Source organism: Sphingomonas sp. (genome assembly GCF_024508665.1).
Classification (GTDB): Bacteria; Pseudomonadota; Alphaproteobacteria; order Sphingomonadales; family Sphingomonadaceae; genus Sphingomonas.
Map to the genome: position 1 here is coordinate 1,040,246 of NZ_JANINP010000006.1, position 17,185 is coordinate 1,057,430.

The following is a 17,185-nucleotide window of genomic DNA, read 5'->3' on the forward strand; positions in this document are numbered from 1 at the left end:
GCTGTTGCGGGGATGACGGTGAAGAGTCGGCGTCTACTTTCCTGGCCGCTTCGCCCCCGGCCGCGCCACCGCATACATCGCCCAGGCATTGTCCTTCATCAGCGCCATCTTGTCGCCGCCGCGTTCGTACAGGTCGAAATGCGTCTTGTCGGGCAGATAGGTGAAGCTCGCCTTGATCCCCGCCTTGGCCATGGCCGCATCGAGCAGATGCGCCGCACCGTCGAGATAGAAAGTATCCGCGGTCCCGACGGTGAGGTGAATCTTGCCGTCTAGGTCGGGTTTCAGCGCGGCGGCGTCCCGGGCGACGATATGGGCGACGTCATAATTGTCGTGCCAATAGGCGGCGACGGCGGGATCGACCTTGCCGGTCGCGCGGTCGAACACCGGCACCGGCCGGCCGTCGGCGCCGCGCGGGCTGAACACCCATTCGAACGAGGCGATCTGGCCGCCATAGGGGCCAAGTACTGCCTCGGCGCGGGCGAATTGCTCCATCGTCGCGATCAATTTGCCGTGATCGCGGACCAGCGGAATCGGTTCGCCCTTGGCGTCGCGGTAGAAGTTCGCGCCCGGCGCGTAGAGGTCGATATTGGTGAAGTTGTGGAAATCGCTGGGATCGGGCGAGGTCGGCCAGCTGCCGCCGAACAGTTTCGGATAGCGGACCTGCAGCCACAAGGTCGACCAGCCGCCCGAACTGTGCCCGGTCAGGAAACGCCCGCTCGGCCGGGCGTCCATCGCATATTGTCGTTCGAGCGCGGGGATTAGCTCCTCGGTCAGCGCCTTGCCCCAGGGTCCGTTATTGACCGAATCGGCGAATTCGTTGGTGCCGGTCGCGCCGCTATGATCGAGGAACACCCAGATCATCGGCGGCAGCGAACGATCCGCTATCATCGCCGAGATGCGCGCGCCTTGCATCCGCTCCGACGCGAGTGTCCCACCGAAGCCGCTGTCCGAATAGACGGTGGGGAATTTGGTTTTGCCGTCATAGCCCGGCGGCAGTGCGACCCAGCCGCGAATGAAAGTCGGTGTTCCGCGAAAGGCCGTGAGGGCAGTGCTCTGGAACTCGACCGGCTTGAGTTGCGACAATGCGGCCTCGACCTTCGGCCGCTCGCCGGGCGGCAGCCGTCCGAGCATGGCTTCGGGATTACTGGCCGGCACGACGCTATCGAGCGCGATCGTCGGCAGCTTGCCGGGCAGAGTGACTTCGACGACCTTCGACACGAGGTCGCCGGCATCGCGCCCGCCATAATTGTAATTGTGGTTGCGATCGAGCACGGCCTGGACGCGATAGGTGCCGGGCGACAGGCTCGACAGCGGCGCGGGAAAGGCATCGGTCTCGCCGTCGATTTGCGCGATCCTATCGGGCCCGAGGTCGCTCACCTCGCGCGCCGCGATCGACGCGCCGGTGGGCTCGAACGGAGAGAAATCGACTGCGTCCGCCGGCTTGGAATCGGGTTTTGCCTTTTCGGCGAAGACGATCAGCCGCCCCGAAAAATGATCGCCGAGCGCCGGCGCGACGGTGACCGGGATGACCACCGGCGGCGATGGCGCGTCCGCAGCCCCGAGCAGCGCCAGACAGGCGAGCAAGCCAAGTCGCTTCATAAGCACATTCCTCCCCTTGATCGACGGTGACCGCGGCACCGGGCAAAGCCATAGCTGATCTGCTTGCGCGATACACTGGCTGCGTTAGGCTCAAACAAGTCCGAGAGAGAAGAAGGGGCCCTCGCATGCTGCCGGTCGAACCGAACACGCCCCCCGACAGCCCGGCCTGGCGAGTCATCCACCACCCGATGATGCTGTTGTTGCTGAGCATCCCGCTGATCTTCGCCTGCGCGATCATGAGCAGCGCGGTCGGCAGGGCGTTGAAGGCCAGTCATACCGACGGCGGCGGGGTGGTAACCGCGATCATTGGCGCGGCGATCTTCTTCGGCGGCTATTGGGCGTTCGTCCGGTTCGTCGAGCGACGGCGGGTCGTCGAGTTCGCTTTCCACCGCGCGCTGCCGGAACTCGCGATCGGCATCGCCGGGGGCATCGCGATCCTGGCGGCGATCATCGGCGTCATGGCCGCGCTCGGCGCCTATCGCGTCGTCGGCTATAACGGTCCCGAAGTCCTCGCTGTGCCGCTGGCGATCGGGATCTTCCCTGGTTTTAGCGAAGAGATCGCGTTGCGGGCGCTTTTCTTCCGCCTACTCGAACGTTGGCTGGGCAGCTGGGCGGCGCTCGTCCTGTCCGCGCTGTTTTTCGGTTTCGGCCATATCTTCAATCCCGAGGCGACCTGGGTTGCCGCAGTCGGAATCGCATTCGAGGCGGGAATCCTGCTGGCGGCGCTGTACATGATCACGCGGCGTTTATGGATGGCGATCGGGCTGCACGCCGCTTGGAATTTCGCCGAGGGTGGTATCTTCGGCACGCCCGTCTCCGGGCTGCAGGTTTCGGGTTTGTTGCGTCCGTGGATCGGCGGGTCCGACCTCGTCACCGGGGGCAAGTTCGGCCCCGAGGCGTCGTTGCCGGCGATGGCCATCGCCACCGCGGTTGGCGTCGTCCTGCTCTATGTCGCCTGGCGCGGCGACCGGTTCATCGCCCCTTCCTGGGTGCGCCGTCGTCAGGGAGCCGCCGCCGCCGAACAGGCGTAGACCAGCTTCTCGCTATAGGCAGCCGGTAGCGCGGCGCGGATCGATTGCTGCTGGACCATCAAATTGTTGCGCGCGCCGGCGTCGGCGCTGCACTGCTTGAGCGGGCTCTGCGCACGCAGCTTGCGTGCCGCGCCCATCTGCGCCGCGCTCAGGAAATAGCGATAAGCCGTGTAAGTGCGCGTATCGGGGTCGAATTGCAGTACCGAGACGGTCTGCTCGTTACTCGGCACCAGCACGCGAGTCCATTTGCCGTTATCGTCGGCATATTGCGTCTTGCCGTTCATGCACCCGTCCTGACCCCAATCGAGATTGACGTCGTCGGTCGCCGATACGGTCACCCGGCTGCGGTCGGGCTGGAACTTGCACACCATCTTGCCCACCGCGCGCGCCGTCGCTGGCGAGGGGGTCGGTGGAGTCGCGACCGGAACCGCGAAGCCCGGTGGCAGCATCGGTTCCTCGCTCGGCCGCAACAGGAACACGATGACCGCAGCGACGATCAACACCCCGCCGGCCGACGCGGCCCAGATCGCCTCGCGCTGGCGTCCACGCGAATAGAGCAGTCCGCCACCGCCCACGGTCAGCGCGCCGAGAACGAGCAGCAAGGCTGAAATCGCCATGACATTCTCGCTCGCGCGCTGCGCGTTCAGCCGCGCGGCCTCGATCGCCTGTTGACGGCTGGCCTGTTCACGCGCGGCCGCCTCGCGCCGCGATGCGTCGGCCGCCTCGCGCGCCGCATTGTCGGCGGCCTGATCGGCGCTCAGCCGGGCTTCCAGGCTCATGCACGGGATGTCGACGGCATTGAAGGTCTGCCGGTTCGCTCGCAGGAATCCGGCAAGCTCGCTCTCCGCGATCGCGAAGGCGAAATTGGCATCGCCATCCTCGCCGCGGGTGATCGCGGAATTGACGCCCATCACGCGCCCGCAGCGGTCGAGCAGCGGTCCACCCGAATTGCCGCGCGAGATACTGGCGGTATGCAACAGGACGTTGATGCCTTCGATGTTGCGGCTCGCCGACAACGACCCTTCGGAGCGCACCGGCGCCAGCGGCTTGATATAATCCGCCGCCGACTGCGCGGTCGCCAGGTCGACATTGCCCGGATAGCCGAGCGAGACCAGCCCCATGCTGTCGTCGGGCGCCCCCGTATACAGCGTCGCGACGGGCAGCGCGCCGCCGGTGAACTCGATCAAGGCCAGATCGCGCTTGGTATCGATCGCGACGACGCGGCCCTGATAGGATTTGGACCCCTCGGACGGAACGACGCCGATCACGACATTGTCGGGATATTTTTGCGCGAGCTCGACGACATGCGCGTTGGTGACGATCCGATTGGGACCCACCGCGAAGCCCGAACCATGGCCGAACCCGACCACTTCCTGGTCGACGATTGCGATCGTTACGACACGGACGACGCTACGCGATGCCGCAGCAATGTCATCGGCGTGCGCGGGTAGGACGAGCCCACCCGCCAGCACTAAGGAAATCGCCACTGCGATCTGCCGCAATATGTTCATTGGTTCAGTCCACGCCATCGACGCCGCCATGACAGAAAGCGGTCGCGAGTTACAGTGCGCGCCGATCGATCGATGGCCGACCTGCGGCAAGACGTAGCAGATCTTAGGCTTTTTTCTTGTCCTCGGCCTTCTTCTCTGTCGGCTCGAAGGCTTTGAGAGCGGCCGTCTTGTCGCCAGCGTCCAGCGCCTTGAGAACCTTTTGCGCGATCTCAGCCGGGCCGCTCTCCTCGATATTGTAGGCGACCGGATACAGCGCGATTCGCGCCGCCTTTTCCTGGTCGCGGCCGATCAGCACGCTGGCCGCGCGCAGCCGCAGCAACGGGTCGTAAGGCGCGAGCGCATAGGCATAGAGCAATCCGTTGGCGGCATTGGTGGTTGGTTTCTCCTTCTGCTCAACGAAGCTGTCATAGAATTGCACGAGCGGTTCGGGATTCTCGGTGTCGACCTTGTTCGCGGCCAGATACCAACGCCGCACCGCGGCCCAGCGGCTACCATCATTGATCTTGTCGCGGAGGAGTACCGCTTGTTGCGCCATCCCCTTGTAAAGCAGAGCATGGACCGATCTCGGATCGGCGGCCAGCGCGCGGTCCGCCGCTGCTTCGGAGGCGGCATAGTTCTTCGCGTCAAATTCGGCCTCGGCCAGTTCGTTCTGCGCGGCGGGATCGCCGGGGAAAGGCGCCGCCAGGCGTTCCGCCAGCGCAGCGACCGTCGGCGCGGTCTTATCGTCGACGCCGCGTTCGGAGGCGATTAGCGCCGGCATGACTGCCGCCTCGCCCGGAGTCAGCGGACGTACGGCAATCATTCCGGTGTGCAGCTCGGATCCGCTTATCTCGTTGAATGGCATCGCCTTGCGGCTGCCCCACGCGTTCATCTTGCCGTCGAGCTCGCTGAGTTTGCCGAACGCCTCGCCGGCTTCCTGCGCGGACTTTCCGGAGTTGATTGCAATAATATAGGCGGCGAGTTGCTTGCGGCGATCGGCGTCGAAGGTCAAATAATGCATCAGCAGCCAGCCGCGTGAGTAGAGCGCGTCACGACTGTCGTCATCGAGCTTGCCGGGGTACGGTTCGAGCAGCTTGGCGGCGGGCAGCAGCATCGGGCTTGCAACGGTCCACTGCCGGTAGCGCGGCACGGCGCCGAATTGCACGCTGCCGTCGGGCTTGATGATCGCGGTGGCGTGGAGCTCGGCATATCCTTCGGTGAACCATGGCGGGAACGCGGCGTCCGACATGTTCGTCAGCATGAAATGATGCGTATATTCGTGGAACAGGATCGCCTGCGCGGATAATCCATAGTCGCCTTCATTCCCCGCGTTGCGGGGAGTGAAGGCAACCGACCCGCTCGCGCGCGGATCATAAAAGCCGGCGACGTTCGAAGTACTTCCTCTACCGTAGATTTTCTGGATTTCGCCGATATCGCTTAGGACGAAAATGGTGACTCGCGCCGACGGGCCGCGCTTGTCCTCGGGCATGCGATGCCAGTAGCGAATCGCTTGATCGAATCGTTCGAGGCGGTCGGTATAGGCCTTCACCCGTTCGGCACTGTCGTTGGCGTAGACGACAAAGTGTTTTGAGCTTGCCTGATACCAGGCGGCGCCGGCAACATCCGGCCACGCCACCGCAAGCAGCGATCCCAACAACCACAGCTTTCGAATCATTCCATCCCCCGAAGAATGCGTCCCTTTTACGGGAAGAAATTCTAAGGGCGCCCTTCAGACAAAGCTATAGGGATCAACGTCCACTATGACGCGGACCTTGGACGGCCAATCGAGCCCGCCGAGCCACGAGCGGATCACGTCCTGGACGTCGAGCCCGCGCCGCGCGTGGATCAGCAGGCGATAGCGATGGCGTCCGCGCAGCATCGCCAGCGGGGCGGGGGCGGGGCCATAGACGTCCATTCCTTCGACCCGCGGCGCGGTGCGCCCGACCAGCTTGGCGATGTCGTGCGCGGCCGACTGATCCTCCGAACTCACGACGATCGCGGCGTAGCGGCCGAACGGCGGCGCGCCGGCCTCGCGCCGCGCTTCGGTCTCGGCGGTCGTGAAGGCGTCGGCGTCGCCCGACACCAAGGCTTCCATCACCGGCGCTTTGGGATCATGGGTCTGGATGAAGACTTGGCCGGGTTTCTCGCCGCGCCCGGCGCGCCCGGCGACCTGCATGATCTGCTGGAACGTGCGCTCGGCCGCGCGCAGATCGCCGCCGCCTAGTCCAAGATCGGCATCGATCACACCGACCAGGGTCAGATTGGGGAAATGATAGCCCTTGGTGACCAGCTGCGTGCCGATAACGATGTCGATCTCGCCCGCTTCCATCCGGTTGACGAATTCGGCCGCCTTGGCCGGCGACCAGATCGTGTCGCTGGTGACGATCGCTGTGCGTGCCTCGGGCCACAAGGCCGCTACTTCATCGGCGATGCGCTCGACCCCGGGCCCGCAGGCGACCAGCGAATCCTCCTCCTTGCATTCCGGGCATGCGTGCGGGGTCGGCATGACATGGCCGCAATGGTGGCAACTCAGTCGCTGGACCAGCCGGTGCTCGACCATCCAGGCAGTGCAATTGGGGCATTGGAAACGATGCCCGCATGTCCGGCACAAGGTCAGCGGCGCGTAGCCGCGACGGTTGAGGAACATCAACGCCTGTTCGCCGCGCGCCAGCGTCTCGTCGATCGCGTTGACCAGCGGCGGCGCGATCCAGCGGCCGCGCTCGGGCGGGTTCTGCAACAGGTCGATCGCCTCGATCGCCGGCATTTCCGCCGCCCCGTAGCGACCGGGCAGCTTCACTTCGGCATAATTGCCGATCTCGACCTGCTGGCGTGTCTCGATCGCCGGGGTGGCGGTGGCGAGCACGACCGGGATATGCTCGAACTTGCCGCGCATCACCGCGACGTCGCGTGCATGGTAATGCACGCCCTCTTCCTGCTTGAAGCTGGTCTCGTGCGCCTCGTCGACGACGATCAGTCCCAGGTTGGAATAAGGCAGGAACAATGCCGACCGCGCCCCGACCGTGACCAGCGCCTGTCCGGTCGCGATCGCCCGCCAGGCGCGCCGCCGCTGCGACTGGCGCAGCCCCGAATGCCACGCGACGGGTTCGCAGCCGAAACGCGCGGTGAAACGCTGCAGGAACGGCTCGGTCAGCGCGATCTCCGGAAGTAGCACCAACGTTTGGCGCCCGGCGCGGATCGCGGCGGCGATCGCCTCGAAATAGACTTCGGTCTTGCCCGATCCGGTGACGCCGTCGAGCAGGGTCGGCTTGAAAGCGCGCGCGGCGACATCGCCGGTCAGCACGTCGGCGGCGCGCTGCTGCTCCTCGGATAGAACCGGCACGTCATGATCGGGATCGGGCAGCGGGAAGGGGCTGTCGATATCGACCTCGACCGGCTCGATCGCGCCCACCTTGACCAGCCCGCGGATCACCCCGTCGGATACGTCGGCGATCGTTGCCAGCTCGCGGACCAGACCCTGGCGGTCGCCGATCCGCTCCAACGCTTGCGCGCGCTGTGGCGTCAGCCGATCGGGGACATGTCCGGTCGGGCGATATTCGGTGACCGTGCGTGCCCCTTCGAGTGCCGAGGAAGACGGCAAGGCCATCCGCGCCACCGACACAGGCGACGCGAGATAATAATCCGCCGTCCACTCGATCAGGCGCCGCATCGCGTCGGTCAGCGGCGGGACCGGCAATACGTCGATCAGGTTGCGCAGCCGATTGTCGCCGACCTCCGCGTCCGACGGCATGCGCTCGGGCTCCCACACCACACCGAGCAATTGGCGCGGACCAAGCGGCGCGACCACAAGCGAGCCGGGCTCGACCGTCATGCCATGCGGCACGCGATAGTCGAGCGGACCCAGAGCGGAGTTCATGACGAGGACGCGAGCGCGGGACATTACGCGCCATATGGCGATTCCGATGCGCGTGCGAAACCTCGCGGTCGAGCGGTGGGGCCCCGCGGTGTGACGATTTCATCAACCTGTCATCGGGGAGTCCTCGATCGGACCTCGAACCGACCCTCAACTGACGCGAATTGAGTCCATCGGCGGCACGACTCGATCCATTCTGGGGGAAAAATTCGTGAAGCCGATCCTGCTCGCCGCCACCGCCACCATTGCGATCGGCGCCCCTACCAACGCGCAGGCGCAATCGGCGCTCGACGATAAATCAGCCTCGTCGGGAACGGCGTCGGATGCTCCGTTCGCCGACACGCCAAATGATATCGTCGTTACTGGACAGCGCGCTCAGCAGATCCGCTCGATCGAGGCCAAGCGCAACGCGATCGGCGTGGTCGACGTCTCGGCGGCCGACGAGATCGGTCGCTTGCCCGACCGCAACGTCGCCGAAGTGGTCGAGCATCTTGCCGGCGTCGGCGTCACCTACGATCAGGGCGAAGGTCGCTACGTCGCGATCCGCGGCGTGCCGTCGAACCTAAACCACTATACGCTGAATGGGCTGGAGGTCGGCAATCCCGACGGCACTACGCGCTCGCTTCCGCTCGACATCCTGTCGGGCCAGCTGCTCAACCGGGTCGAGGTGGCCAAGGTCAAGACCGCCGATATGGACGGGCAGGGGATCGGCGGCACGATCAACCTGGTTCCTCAGACCGCGTTCGACTTCAAGAAGGCATTCAACGTCGTCGGCAGCTTCAAGGGCGGGTATCAGACATTGAACAAGAAGGCGCCGATTGCCGGCGATCTCTCGATCGCCGGCCGGTTTGGCGCCGACGACCAGTTCGGTCTCGCGCTCGGCATCAGCTATTCGGACCGCGACTACAATTCCGAGGGGTTCTATCCCGACAATTGGAAGCCCAATTCGGCGCTCAAGGGCAAGAATTTCGCGCGCGGCGGAGTGCCCGACAACATCAAATATACCGAATATTCGCTCGACCGCCGTCGTATCGGTGCCACCGGATCGTTCGACTGGCGCCCCAACGAGCATCAGAGTTTCTACATCCGCGGCGTCTATTCCAAGTTCACCGAGAACGAGGTCCGCCCGCGCTACCGCCTCGACTTCGCGACCGCCGCACTGATCAACAGTCCCGCCTTCACGCTCAACCCCGACGGCGAAACCGGCACGGTCACCGGATCGGGTCCCGAGCGGCGCGAGGATTTGCGGCTCGACTATAAGGCCAAATGGCTGTTCACCACCATGGCCGGCGGGGCGAGCGAGTTCGGCCGGCTCAAGCTCGATTATGTGGCGGCTTATTCGAAGAACGAGACGCTGGACCAATTCCCGATCTGGCAGTTCCGCTGCAATCCCGGCACGGTCAATTTCGATTTTTCGGACAAGGTCTACACCGCGGCACCGGTGACCGAATGCACCGCGAACCAGATGCAATTCCGCCAATACACCTACTCGCATCAGCTCAACACCGAGAGAATCTGGCAGGGCAAGATCGACGGTACCTGGGACCTGGGCGACCGCGGCTTCGTCAAGTTCGGTGCAAAATATCGCAACAGCGACCGCGATTTCGATCAGAACAACCCGACCTATGTCCGTGCCTCGACCAGCGCCAACCGCTGGACGCTGGGTCAGTATAATCTCGGCGCTTCGGGCATCTGCGTCTACCCGAACAGCGCCGATACCAATCAATGCTTCCGCAATAGCCCGGTGTTCGACATCGCCGCGCTGAACGCCTTCACCAACCAGCATCTCGGCGACGCGTTGATGCCGCTCGATGCCACGACCACGCTGATCAACAACACCGCCGCCGACTTCAGCCTGAGCGAAAAGGTGTGGGGCGGCTATATCATGGCGAGCCTAAAGTTCGGGGCGATCTCCGTGACGCCGGGCTTGCGCTACGAACGCACCAACCTCGATATCCTGGGCTTCCAGCTGCAGAACAATGCGACGGTTATCCCGGCGAGTCGCGCCAGCTCGTACGGCGATTGGCTGCCCTCACTGATCGTGCGGATCGATCCGTCGCCCAAGACGGTGTTCCGCCTGGCCTATACCAAGAGCATCGGCCGGCCCGAATATTCGTTGCTGTCGCCGGGCGGCTCGGTCAACACGATCGATCTGCCGCCATCCATGTCGCTCGGCAACCCCGACCTGAAACCCTATGTCGCGCACAATTTCGACGCGACCGGCGAATGGTATTTCGCCAAGGGCGGCCTGTTGAGCGTCGGCGTGTTCGCCAAAGTCATCAAGAATCCCATCTTCAGCAAGGCGACCTTGCTGACCAACTATACGTTTAACGGCGTGACCTATCCGACGTTCGGCGTGAGCCAGCCGTTCAATGCCGACAAAGGCGACATCATCGGCATCGAGGCGCAGTATCAGCAGCAACTCTCGTTCCTGCCGGGTTTCCTGTCGGGCTTCGGCATCTCGATCAATGGCACGCTGACCGATTCGACGCTGACGCTCCCGAACGGTCGCACTTCGAGTTTCCCTAGCCAGTCGAAATACCTCTACGGCGCCGAACTGTTTTATCAAAAGGGGCCGTTCGAGGCGTCTGTGGCGTATCACAATACCGGCAAGGCGCTGATCGCGGTCGGCGATCCGGCGTATAACGACCAATATAATGACGATCTGCGTCGTCTCGACGCCAAGGCGAGCTTCCAGCTGACCAAATTTGCCCGCATCTTCTTCGAGGCGCAGAACCTGACCGACGAACCGACGCGCCAGTATCAGGGCGGGAATACCGACTGGCTGATCCAGAACGAACGTTATGGCCGCACCTTTTACGGCGGCGTGTCGGTCAAGTTCTGATGCTGCTGCCATTTCTCTTCTGGCTGGGCGCCGCAGCCGGTCTGGTCGCCCAGCCGGTGCAGCGCGTCGAGGCGGTCGAGGCGACGCAGGGCGCCGCTGCCGATCGCGGCGCGGTCTATGCCATCTCCAATGCCGATATCGGCAAATATGATCGCGCCACAGGGCGCAAGATCGGCGCGTGGCATGGCGACAAGGCGGTGTTCAAACACATCAATTCGTGCACGGTGATCGGCCGCGAATTGATGTGCGCGGCGTCCAACTATCCCGGCGTGCCGATGTCGAGCCAGATCCATTGGTTCGACACACGGACGATGACCCTGGTCCGGTCGAAATCCTTGGGTCGCGCTTACGGCTCGCTGACCTGGGTCGTCCCGCATCAGGGACAATATTGGGCATGCTTCGCCAATTACGGCGGCAAGGGCGGCGAGCCCGGGCGCGACAGCAGCTTCACCACGCTGGTTCGCTACGACCGGCATTGGCGCGAGACCGGACGCTGGTCGTTCCCGGTAGAAGTGATCGCGCGGATGGCGCCCAAGAGCGCGTCGGGTGGCGATTGGGGCAGGGACGGGCTGCTTTATGTATCGGGGCACGATCGCCCTGAACTCTACGCCTTGCGCGTCCCGCCTGGCGGAGGGATGCTCGAACTCGTCGCCACGATCGCGATGCCGACCGGCGGTCAGGCGATCGGCTGGGACCGCCGCGAGCCCCGGTTGATCTGGTCGATCGGCCGCGGAACTGGGCAGATCGTCGGCAGCCGCGTCCCGCCTGTTCCGACGCGTTAGCGCGCGCTAGAACAGGCGGGTGACCCCGCAGGAACAGCTCGACGGCTTCATCGACAAATTCGCGCCCGATATTGCGGCGACGATCCGGCGCGCGGTGGCGATGGTCTCGGCGCGGCTGCCCGGTGCGACGATCCTGGTCTATGACAATTACAACGCGCTCGCGATCGCCTTCGGCGCGAACGACAAGATGCGGTCGATCGTCTGTTCGGTTGCCGGCTATCCGCGCTGGGTCAGCCTGTTCCTGTCCAACGGCCCGAAATTGCCCGATCCCCAAGGCCTGCTCGAAGGCGAAGGGAGCACGGTCCGCCATGTCAAGTTGATCGGTGACCGGATCGACGATCCGGCGGTCGCCGCGCTGATCGATGCCGCCGCGGCTAGCGTCGAACAGCCTATCGATCCGGCGGGCGAGGGACGGCTGGTGATCAAATCGGTTTCCGCCAAGCAACGGGCGCGGCGGCCATGACGGCCCTGCCGCTCGAGTTCGGTCAGCATCTGGCGCGCGACCGGCGGCGCTCGGCGCATACCGTTCGCGCGTACGAGACGACTGCCGTCCGCCTGGTTCAGTTTCTCGGCGAACATTGGGGCGAGGAAGCGGATCGCGCGGCGCTGGGTCGGGTGACGGCGGCGGACCTGCGCGCCTATCTTGCGCGGCGGCGTGGACAGGGCCTGGGCAACGCCTCCGCCGCGCGCGAATTGTCGGCGATCAAGACCTTCCTCAAATGGGCGGCAGGGGACGAGGCCCCGCCGCGGATGCGCGGGCCGCGCGTCAAAAAGGGCGTGCCGCGACCGATCTCGCCAGCCGACGCGATCGCGCTGGCCGAAGAGGTTGCCGAGGACGCCACCGAATCCTGGATCGCCGCGCGCGATTGGGCAGTGCTGCTGCTGCTCTATGGGGCGGGGCTGCGTATTGGTGAGGCGGTCGGGCTGACCGGCGCTGTGCTGCCTTTGGGCGAGGCGATGCCCGTTACCGGCAAGCGCGACAAGACGCGGATCGTGCCGTTGCTGCCCCAGGTGCGCGATGCGATCGATGCGTATGTCGCTGCGTCGCCCTGGCCGGTGGTGCGCGGAGAACCGCTGTTTCGCGGCGCGAAGGGCGGACCGTTATCGGCGGGCGTGGTCAGGAAAGCCGTCCAGGCTGCACGGATCAGGCTCGGGCTGGCCGACCGCACGACGCCCCACGCGCTGCGGCATAGTTTCGCGACGCATCTGCTGGGCCGCGGCGCCGACCTGCGCCAGCTCCAGGAATTGCTCGGCCATGCCAGCCTGAGTTCGACCCAGATCTACACCGCGGTCGACGCCGCCCACCTGCTCGACGTGTACCGGAACGCGCATCCGCGAGCGTGAGCCTTAGCCGTCATCCCCGCTTCCGTGGGGATGACAATTGTCTAAGCCTTGGGTTTCCACGTCACCACGCGCCACGCGTACCACGCCGCGATCGCCACGCAGATCACAATCGCTGCCGGACCGGTCCACGCCTCCGCCTCGCGGAAGTTCGCGCCGAGATACCAACCGGCGCCGGTCAGGAACGCGTTCCAGATGGTCGTTCCGGCGAGCGTCCAGACGATGAACTTCCAGCGCGGCATTTTCGAAATGCCGGCCGGCAGCGACACGATCGACCGGCCGAACGGTGCGAAGCGCAGCGCGAAGACCAGCCATTGGCCGTGGCGGAAAAAGAAATTGTCGATCCGCTCTACGTCCGACCAGCACACCGTCAGCCAGCGCCCGTTGCGGTCGACGAACGGCTTGAGGCGCTGCAGCGGCACATTGCGGCCGATCCAGTACCAGAAATAATTGCCCAGGGTGGACCCCAGCGTGCCGGCGATCATCACTCCGACGAAGGTCAGCTTGCCATGCGCGACCGCGATCCCGGCGAAGCCCATGATGACCTCGGACGGGATCGGCGGGATGATATTCTCCAGCGCCATCCACAGGAAAATCGCGACATAGCCCCATTGTTCGAGGCCATCGAGAAACCAATCCGTCATCCGGTTGCCGCAACCTTCTTCTCGATCGCGTTCCAGATCATCGCCGACACGTCGACGCCATCGAGCCGCTCAATCGCGACGATGCCGGTGGGAGAGGTAACGTTGATCTCGGTCAGCCACTCTCCGCCGATCACGTCGATTCCGACGAACAGCAGCCCGCGCTTCTTGAGTTCGGGACCGAGCGCCGCGCAGATCTCGCGCTCTTTGGCGGTCAATTCGGTTTTTACCGCCGACCCGCCGACGGCCAGGTTCGAGCGGAACTCGCCCTCGCCCGGCACGCGGTTGATCGCGCCCGCAATCTCGCCGTCGACCAGCACGATGCGCTTGTCGCCGCTCGTCACGCCGGGCAGGAACGCCTGGAGCATGTGCGGCTCGCGCCAGGTCATGTTGAACACCTCGATCAGCGCCGACAGATTGGTGCCTGCGCGGTCGACCTTGAACACCGCCTTGCCGCCATTGCCATGGATCGGCTTGACGACGATTTCGCCATGTTCGTGGAGGAATTTGCGCGCTTCCTCCAGGCTGCGCGTGACGAGCGTCGGCGGCATGAAGCGCGCGAAATCGAGGACGAACACCTTTTCCGGGGCGTTGCGGACGCTGGCCGGGTCGTTGACCACCAGGGTCTTGTCGGCGATCCGCTCGAGCAGGTGCGTCGCGGTGATATAGCCGAGGTCGAACGGCGGATCCTGGCGCATCAGCACGACGTCGACCTCTGCGCCGAGATCCAGGCTCACCGGCTCGCCGAACGTGAAATGGCTGCCGACGACGCGTTCGACAGTGACCGGATGCGCCTTCGCCCAAAGGCGGCCGTCGCGATAATTGAGCGCGTCGGCAGTGTAATGGAACAGCCGGTGCCCGCGCGCCTGCGCTGTCAGCATCAACGCGAAGCTCGAATCGCCGGCGATGTTGATCGACTCCAGGGGGTCCATCTGGACGGCGACGGTCAGGGTCATGCGATTCTCTCTCTTTTACCCGTCACCCCAGCGAAAGCTGGGGTCTCATGCGGCCTGAGATGCCAGCTTTCGCTGGCACGACGGATGGGTGTCTATGCGTGTTATCCGGCTATGTCACCCGATCCACGCATTCTCGATATGGCGAGGCCGGGTGCCCGGCGCCAGCAGGATAACGTCGACGCGGATATCGTCGCCCGGCCCGGCATAACGCTGCATCAGCACCTCGGCCGCGGCCGCTACCCGAGTGAGCCGCCGTTCGTCGATCGCGAAATCCAGTTCGGCGGACGTCGCGCGCATCTTCACTTCGACAAAGGCGATGAGGTTGCCCTTGCGCGCGACGAGATCGACTTCGCCCGCCGGCGTGCGGACGCGCTTGTCGAGGATGCGCCAGCCCTTGAGCCTCAGCCACCATGCGGCGATCCGCTCGCCACGCCGGCCCGAGGCTTCGGCGGCGCGGCGATCCCTCTTAAAGCCCCTCTCCTTCAGGGGAGGGGTTGGGGGTGGGGTTGGGTTTCCGGTGCTCAGCCAAGCCTCCCCCACCCCAACCCCTCCCCTGAAGGGGAGGGGCTATTACTGATCGTCCTTGTCATTTCTTCATCTCCATCGCCCGCGCATAAAGCTCGCGCCGATCGAGGTTCAGCCGCTTGGCCACTTCGCTCGCCGCCTTGCTTGCAGGCAATCGCGTCAACGCCTCGGCCAGCGCGCTATCCACATCCTCCATGCTCGCCGGTGCCGCTTCGCCCGGCGGTGCCACCACCACCACGATCTCGCCCTTGGGCGGCGCGTCGGCATAGCGCGTGGCGAGCGTCGACAAGGTCCCGGTCACCGCTTCCTCGAATTTCTTGGTTATTTCGCGCGTCACCGCTGCTTCGCGGTCGCCGAGCTTCTCCGCCAGCAGCGCCAAGGTCGCCGCGAGGCGGGGTCCCGATTCGTACAGCACCAAGGTCGCCCGTATAGCCGCCACTTCGTCAATCGCTTCCGCCTTGGCGCCCGCTTTGGCCGGCAGGAAGCCGATGAACAGGAACCGATCGGTCGGTAGGCCAGCCAGGGTCAGCGCCGCGATCGCCGCGCAAGGGCCCGGGATCGTGACGACCGCATGTCCGGCCGCGCGCGCGTCGCGGACCAGTTTATAGCCTGGGTCGGAGATCAGCGGGGTTCCCGCGTCGCTCACCAGCGCGATCGCCTCTCGCCCCATCCGTTCGACGAGCCCAGGGCGGATGCGGTCGGCATTATGGTCGTGGTAGGCGATCATCGGCCGCTTTATGCCGATGTGCCGGAACAGTCCGGCCGTCACGCGCGTATCCTCGACCGCGACCAGGGCGGCATTCGACAGCACGTGCGCGGCGCGCGGCGACAAGTCACCGAGATTGCCGATCGGGGTGGCGACGATATAGAGACCGGGCATAAGAACATCAGACATCAGGGGATCGTCATGGCAGAGGCAGCAACCGCACCGCAACGACTGACGCAACTGAAGCGGGCTGTTTTCCTGTTCGGGCTGATGGTGCTCAGCGCCTGTTCGACCGTCGTGCCGCGCGGCGCTCCTCCGGTGGAACGCGGTCCCGCGGTCGTCGCGCCACCGGTGGCGCCACCGGTGGTCCCGGGCCTGCCGACCGATAACGAGCATCATATGGTCGCCTTGCTGGTCCCGCTGAGCGGCACCAATGCCGGGGTCGGCAAGAGCATCGCCAACGCGACTCAGCTCGCGCTGCTGGACACCAACAACGCTTCGCTGCGGATCACGACCTACGATACCGCGACGGGTGCTGCCGCGGCGGCAGAGCGTGCGATCGATGATGGCGCACGCGTGATCCTCGGGCCGTTGCTCGCGGAGGACGTTCGCGTGGTCAGCCCGATCGCCAGGCGCGCCGGCGTGCCGGTAATCAGTTTCTCGAACGATTCGAGCCTGGCGGGCTCGGGCGCCTATCTCATGGGCTATTCCCCGGCCCAGTCGATCGAGCGCGTCGTCGATTATGCCCGCGACCAGGGGATCACCACCTATGGTGGCCTGGTCGCCAACGGAATCTATGGCCAGCGCGCCTCGACCGCGTTCCTTCGCGCCGTCGAATCGGCCAAGGGCCAGGTGATCTCGCTGCAGAATTACGACCATAGCAATCCGTCGATCACCGGCGCGACGCTGCGCCTCGGCAAGGCGGGGGCGGTCGGCGCGGTCCTGGTCGTCGATGACGGTGCCACCGCGGCTGGGATCGTCCCGCTATTGCGCCGCAACGGAGAGGCTGGCGCGCGTGTGCTTGGCACCGAGCGCTGGAATACCGAGGCGTCGATTGCCGCCAAGCCCGCGCTCAACGGCGCCTGGTTCGCCAGCGTCCCCGACAATCTCTATCGCCAATATGCGGTCAAATACCGCGCGCGGTTCGGCGCGGCACCCTATCGCCTGTCGAGCATGGGTTATGACGCGGTGCTGCTGACGATCCGCATTGCGCGCGACTGGCGGATAGGCGCGCCTTTCCCCGAAGAGCGCCTGCGCGACAGGGACGGCTTTGCCGGCATCGACGGCGCGTTCCGGTTCAACCGCGACGGTATCGCCGAACGCGCGCTCGAGGTGCAGGAAATTCGTGGTGGCACGACCGTGACGATCTCGCCCGCGCCGGCCGGGTTCTAAGCAACG

At 65.0% G+C, this 17,185-nt stretch carries 14 protein-coding genes; 6 read left to right on the forward strand and 8 right to left on the reverse strand.

All coding sequences use genetic code 11. The features are described 5' to 3' along the window. Positions 1-33: 33 nt before the first annotated feature. On the reverse strand, positions 34-1,599 hold the full coding sequence (locus tag Q0L25_RS13800; protein WP_296615164.1) for an alpha/beta hydrolase-fold protein: 1,566 nt from the start codon (positions 1,597-1,599) through the stop codon (positions 34-36). Between the two features lie 125 nt (positions 1,600-1,724). Here Q0L25_RS13800 and Q0L25_RS13805 point away from each other — a divergent pair, with 125 nt between their 5' ends. Next, positions 1,725-2,630 carry a CPBP family intramembrane glutamic endopeptidase gene (locus Q0L25_RS13805; RefSeq protein ID WP_296615165.1) on the forward strand — a complete coding sequence of 302 codons (906 nt, stop codon included), beginning with the start codon at positions 1,725-1,727 and terminating at the stop codon, positions 2,628-2,630. On the opposite strand, the gene Q0L25_RS13810 is transcribed toward Q0L25_RS13805, so the two are convergent. The 3 genes from Q0L25_RS13810 to Q0L25_RS13820 all read right to left on the reverse strand — a co-directional run bounded on the left by Q0L25_RS13810 (position 2,600) and on the right by Q0L25_RS13820 (position 8,018). After that, complete coding sequence (locus Q0L25_RS13810) at positions 2,600-4,117, reverse strand: serine protease (RefSeq protein WP_296615167.1); 1,518 nt, start codon at positions 4,115-4,117, stop codon at positions 2,600-2,602. The two genes, Q0L25_RS13805 and Q0L25_RS13810, sit on opposite strands and share 31 nt — an antisense overlap. 127 nt (positions 4,118-4,244) lie before the next feature. Next, a complete protein-coding gene (locus Q0L25_RS13815) occupies positions 4,245-5,795 on the reverse strand; it encodes a hypothetical protein (protein ID WP_296615169.1) in 1,551 nt (516 codons plus the stop codon). A 54-nt stretch (positions 5,796-5,849) separates the two neighbouring features. Next, positions 5,850-8,018 carry a primosomal protein N' gene (locus Q0L25_RS13820; RefSeq protein WP_296615170.1) on the reverse strand — a complete coding sequence of 723 codons (2,169 nt, stop codon included), beginning with the start codon at positions 8,016-8,018 and terminating at the stop codon, positions 5,850-5,852. A gap of 184 nt (positions 8,019-8,202) precedes the next feature. Between Q0L25_RS13820 and Q0L25_RS13825 the strand changes: the two genes are divergently transcribed. From Q0L25_RS13825 to Q0L25_RS13840, 4 genes are read left to right on the forward strand one after another with little or no spacing between them, the layout of a single operon-like run. After that, positions 8,203-10,836 carry a TonB-dependent receptor gene (locus tag Q0L25_RS13825; RefSeq protein ID WP_296615172.1) on the forward strand — a complete coding sequence of 878 codons (2,634 nt, stop codon included), beginning with the start codon at positions 8,203-8,205 and terminating at the stop codon, positions 10,834-10,836. Continuing rightward, positions 10,836-11,618 (forward strand): hypothetical protein, encoded by a 783-nt coding sequence (locus Q0L25_RS13830; protein ID WP_296615173.1) that lies wholly within the window; start codon positions 10,836-10,838, stop codon positions 11,616-11,618. The genes Q0L25_RS13825 and Q0L25_RS13830 overlap by 1 nt, the downstream gene beginning before the upstream one ends. Positions 11,619-11,637: 19 nt before the next feature. Further along, entirely contained in the window at positions 11,638-12,081 is a 444-nt protein-coding gene (locus Q0L25_RS13835) for a hypothetical protein (protein ID WP_296615175.1), read from the forward strand. Beyond that, the gene (locus tag Q0L25_RS13840; RefSeq protein ID WP_296615176.1) at positions 12,078-12,962 is read left to right on the forward strand and encodes a tyrosine recombinase XerC; all 885 of its coding nucleotides are present in this window, start codon (positions 12,078-12,080) and stop codon (positions 12,960-12,962) included. The genes Q0L25_RS13835 and Q0L25_RS13840 overlap by 4 nt, the downstream gene beginning before the upstream one ends. A gap of 41 nt (positions 12,963-13,003) precedes the next feature. On the opposite strand, the gene Q0L25_RS13845 is transcribed toward Q0L25_RS13840, so the two are convergent. From Q0L25_RS13845 to rsmI, 4 genes are all read right to left on the reverse strand, one after another. Further along, positions 13,004-13,603 (reverse strand): DedA family protein, encoded by a 600-nt coding sequence (locus Q0L25_RS13845; RefSeq protein ID WP_296615178.1) that lies wholly within the window; start codon positions 13,601-13,603, stop codon positions 13,004-13,006. Continuing rightward, complete coding sequence (gshB, locus tag Q0L25_RS13850; protein ID WP_296615180.1) at positions 13,600-14,556, reverse strand: glutathione synthase; 957 nt, start codon at positions 14,554-14,556, stop codon at positions 13,600-13,602. Before gshB ends, Q0L25_RS13845 begins: the two co-directional genes overlap by 4 nt. 114 nt (positions 14,557-14,670) lie before the next feature. Continuing rightward, positions 14,671-15,042, reverse strand: a complete 372-nt coding sequence (locus tag Q0L25_RS13855) for a YraN family protein (RefSeq protein WP_296615709.1) — start codon at positions 15,040-15,042, stop codon at positions 14,671-14,673. Between the two features lie 100 nt (positions 15,043-15,142). Next, positions 15,143-15,976, reverse strand: a complete 834-nt coding sequence (gene rsmI / locus Q0L25_RS13860) for a 16S rRNA (cytidine(1402)-2'-O)-methyltransferase (protein WP_296615182.1) — start codon at positions 15,974-15,976, stop codon at positions 15,143-15,145. 12 nt (positions 15,977-15,988) lie between these two features. On the opposite strand from rsmI, the gene Q0L25_RS13865 reads away from it, so the two are divergent. Then, complete coding sequence (locus Q0L25_RS13865) at positions 15,989-17,179, forward strand: penicillin-binding protein activator (protein WP_296615183.1); 1,191 nt, start codon at positions 15,989-15,991, stop codon at positions 17,177-17,179. Positions 17,180-17,185: the final 6 nt, after the last annotated feature.

Excerpts from the sequence above, each read along its gene's own strand:
- Q0L25_RS13805 (WP_296615165.1), top strand. The coding sequence starts at position 1,725 with ATGCTGCCGGTCGAACCGAACACGCCCCCCGACAGCCCGGCCTGGCGA.
- Q0L25_RS13820 (WP_296615170.1), bottom strand. The coding sequence starts at position 8,018 with ATGTCCCGCGCTCGCGTCCTCGTCATGAACTCCGCTCTGGGTCCGCTC.
- rsmI (WP_296615182.1), bottom strand. The coding sequence starts at position 15,976 with ATGTCTGATGTTCTTATGCCCGGTCTCTATATCGTCGCCACCCCGATC.
- gshB (WP_296615180.1), bottom strand. The coding sequence starts at position 14,556 with ATGACCCTGACCGTCGCCGTCCAGATGGACCCCCTGGAGTCGATCAAC.
- Q0L25_RS13830 (WP_296615173.1), top strand. The coding sequence starts at position 10,836 with ATGCTGCTGCCATTTCTCTTCTGGCTGGGCGCCGCAGCCGGTCTGGTC.
- Q0L25_RS13800 (WP_296615164.1), bottom strand. The coding sequence starts at position 1,599 with ATGAAGCGACTTGGCTTGCTCGCCTGTCTGGCGCTGCTCGGGGCTGCG.
- Q0L25_RS13865 (WP_296615183.1), top strand. The coding sequence starts at position 15,989 with ATGGCAGAGGCAGCAACCGCACCGCAACGACTGACGCAACTGAAGCGG.
- Q0L25_RS13815 (WP_296615169.1), bottom strand. The coding sequence starts at position 5,795 with ATGATTCGAAAGCTGTGGTTGTTGGGATCGCTGCTTGCGGTGGCGTGG.
- Q0L25_RS13840 (WP_296615176.1), top strand. The coding sequence starts at position 12,078 with ATGACGGCCCTGCCGCTCGAGTTCGGTCAGCATCTGGCGCGCGACCGG.
- Q0L25_RS13845 (WP_296615178.1), bottom strand. The coding sequence starts at position 13,603 with ATGACGGATTGGTTTCTCGATGGCCTCGAACAATGGGGCTATGTCGCG.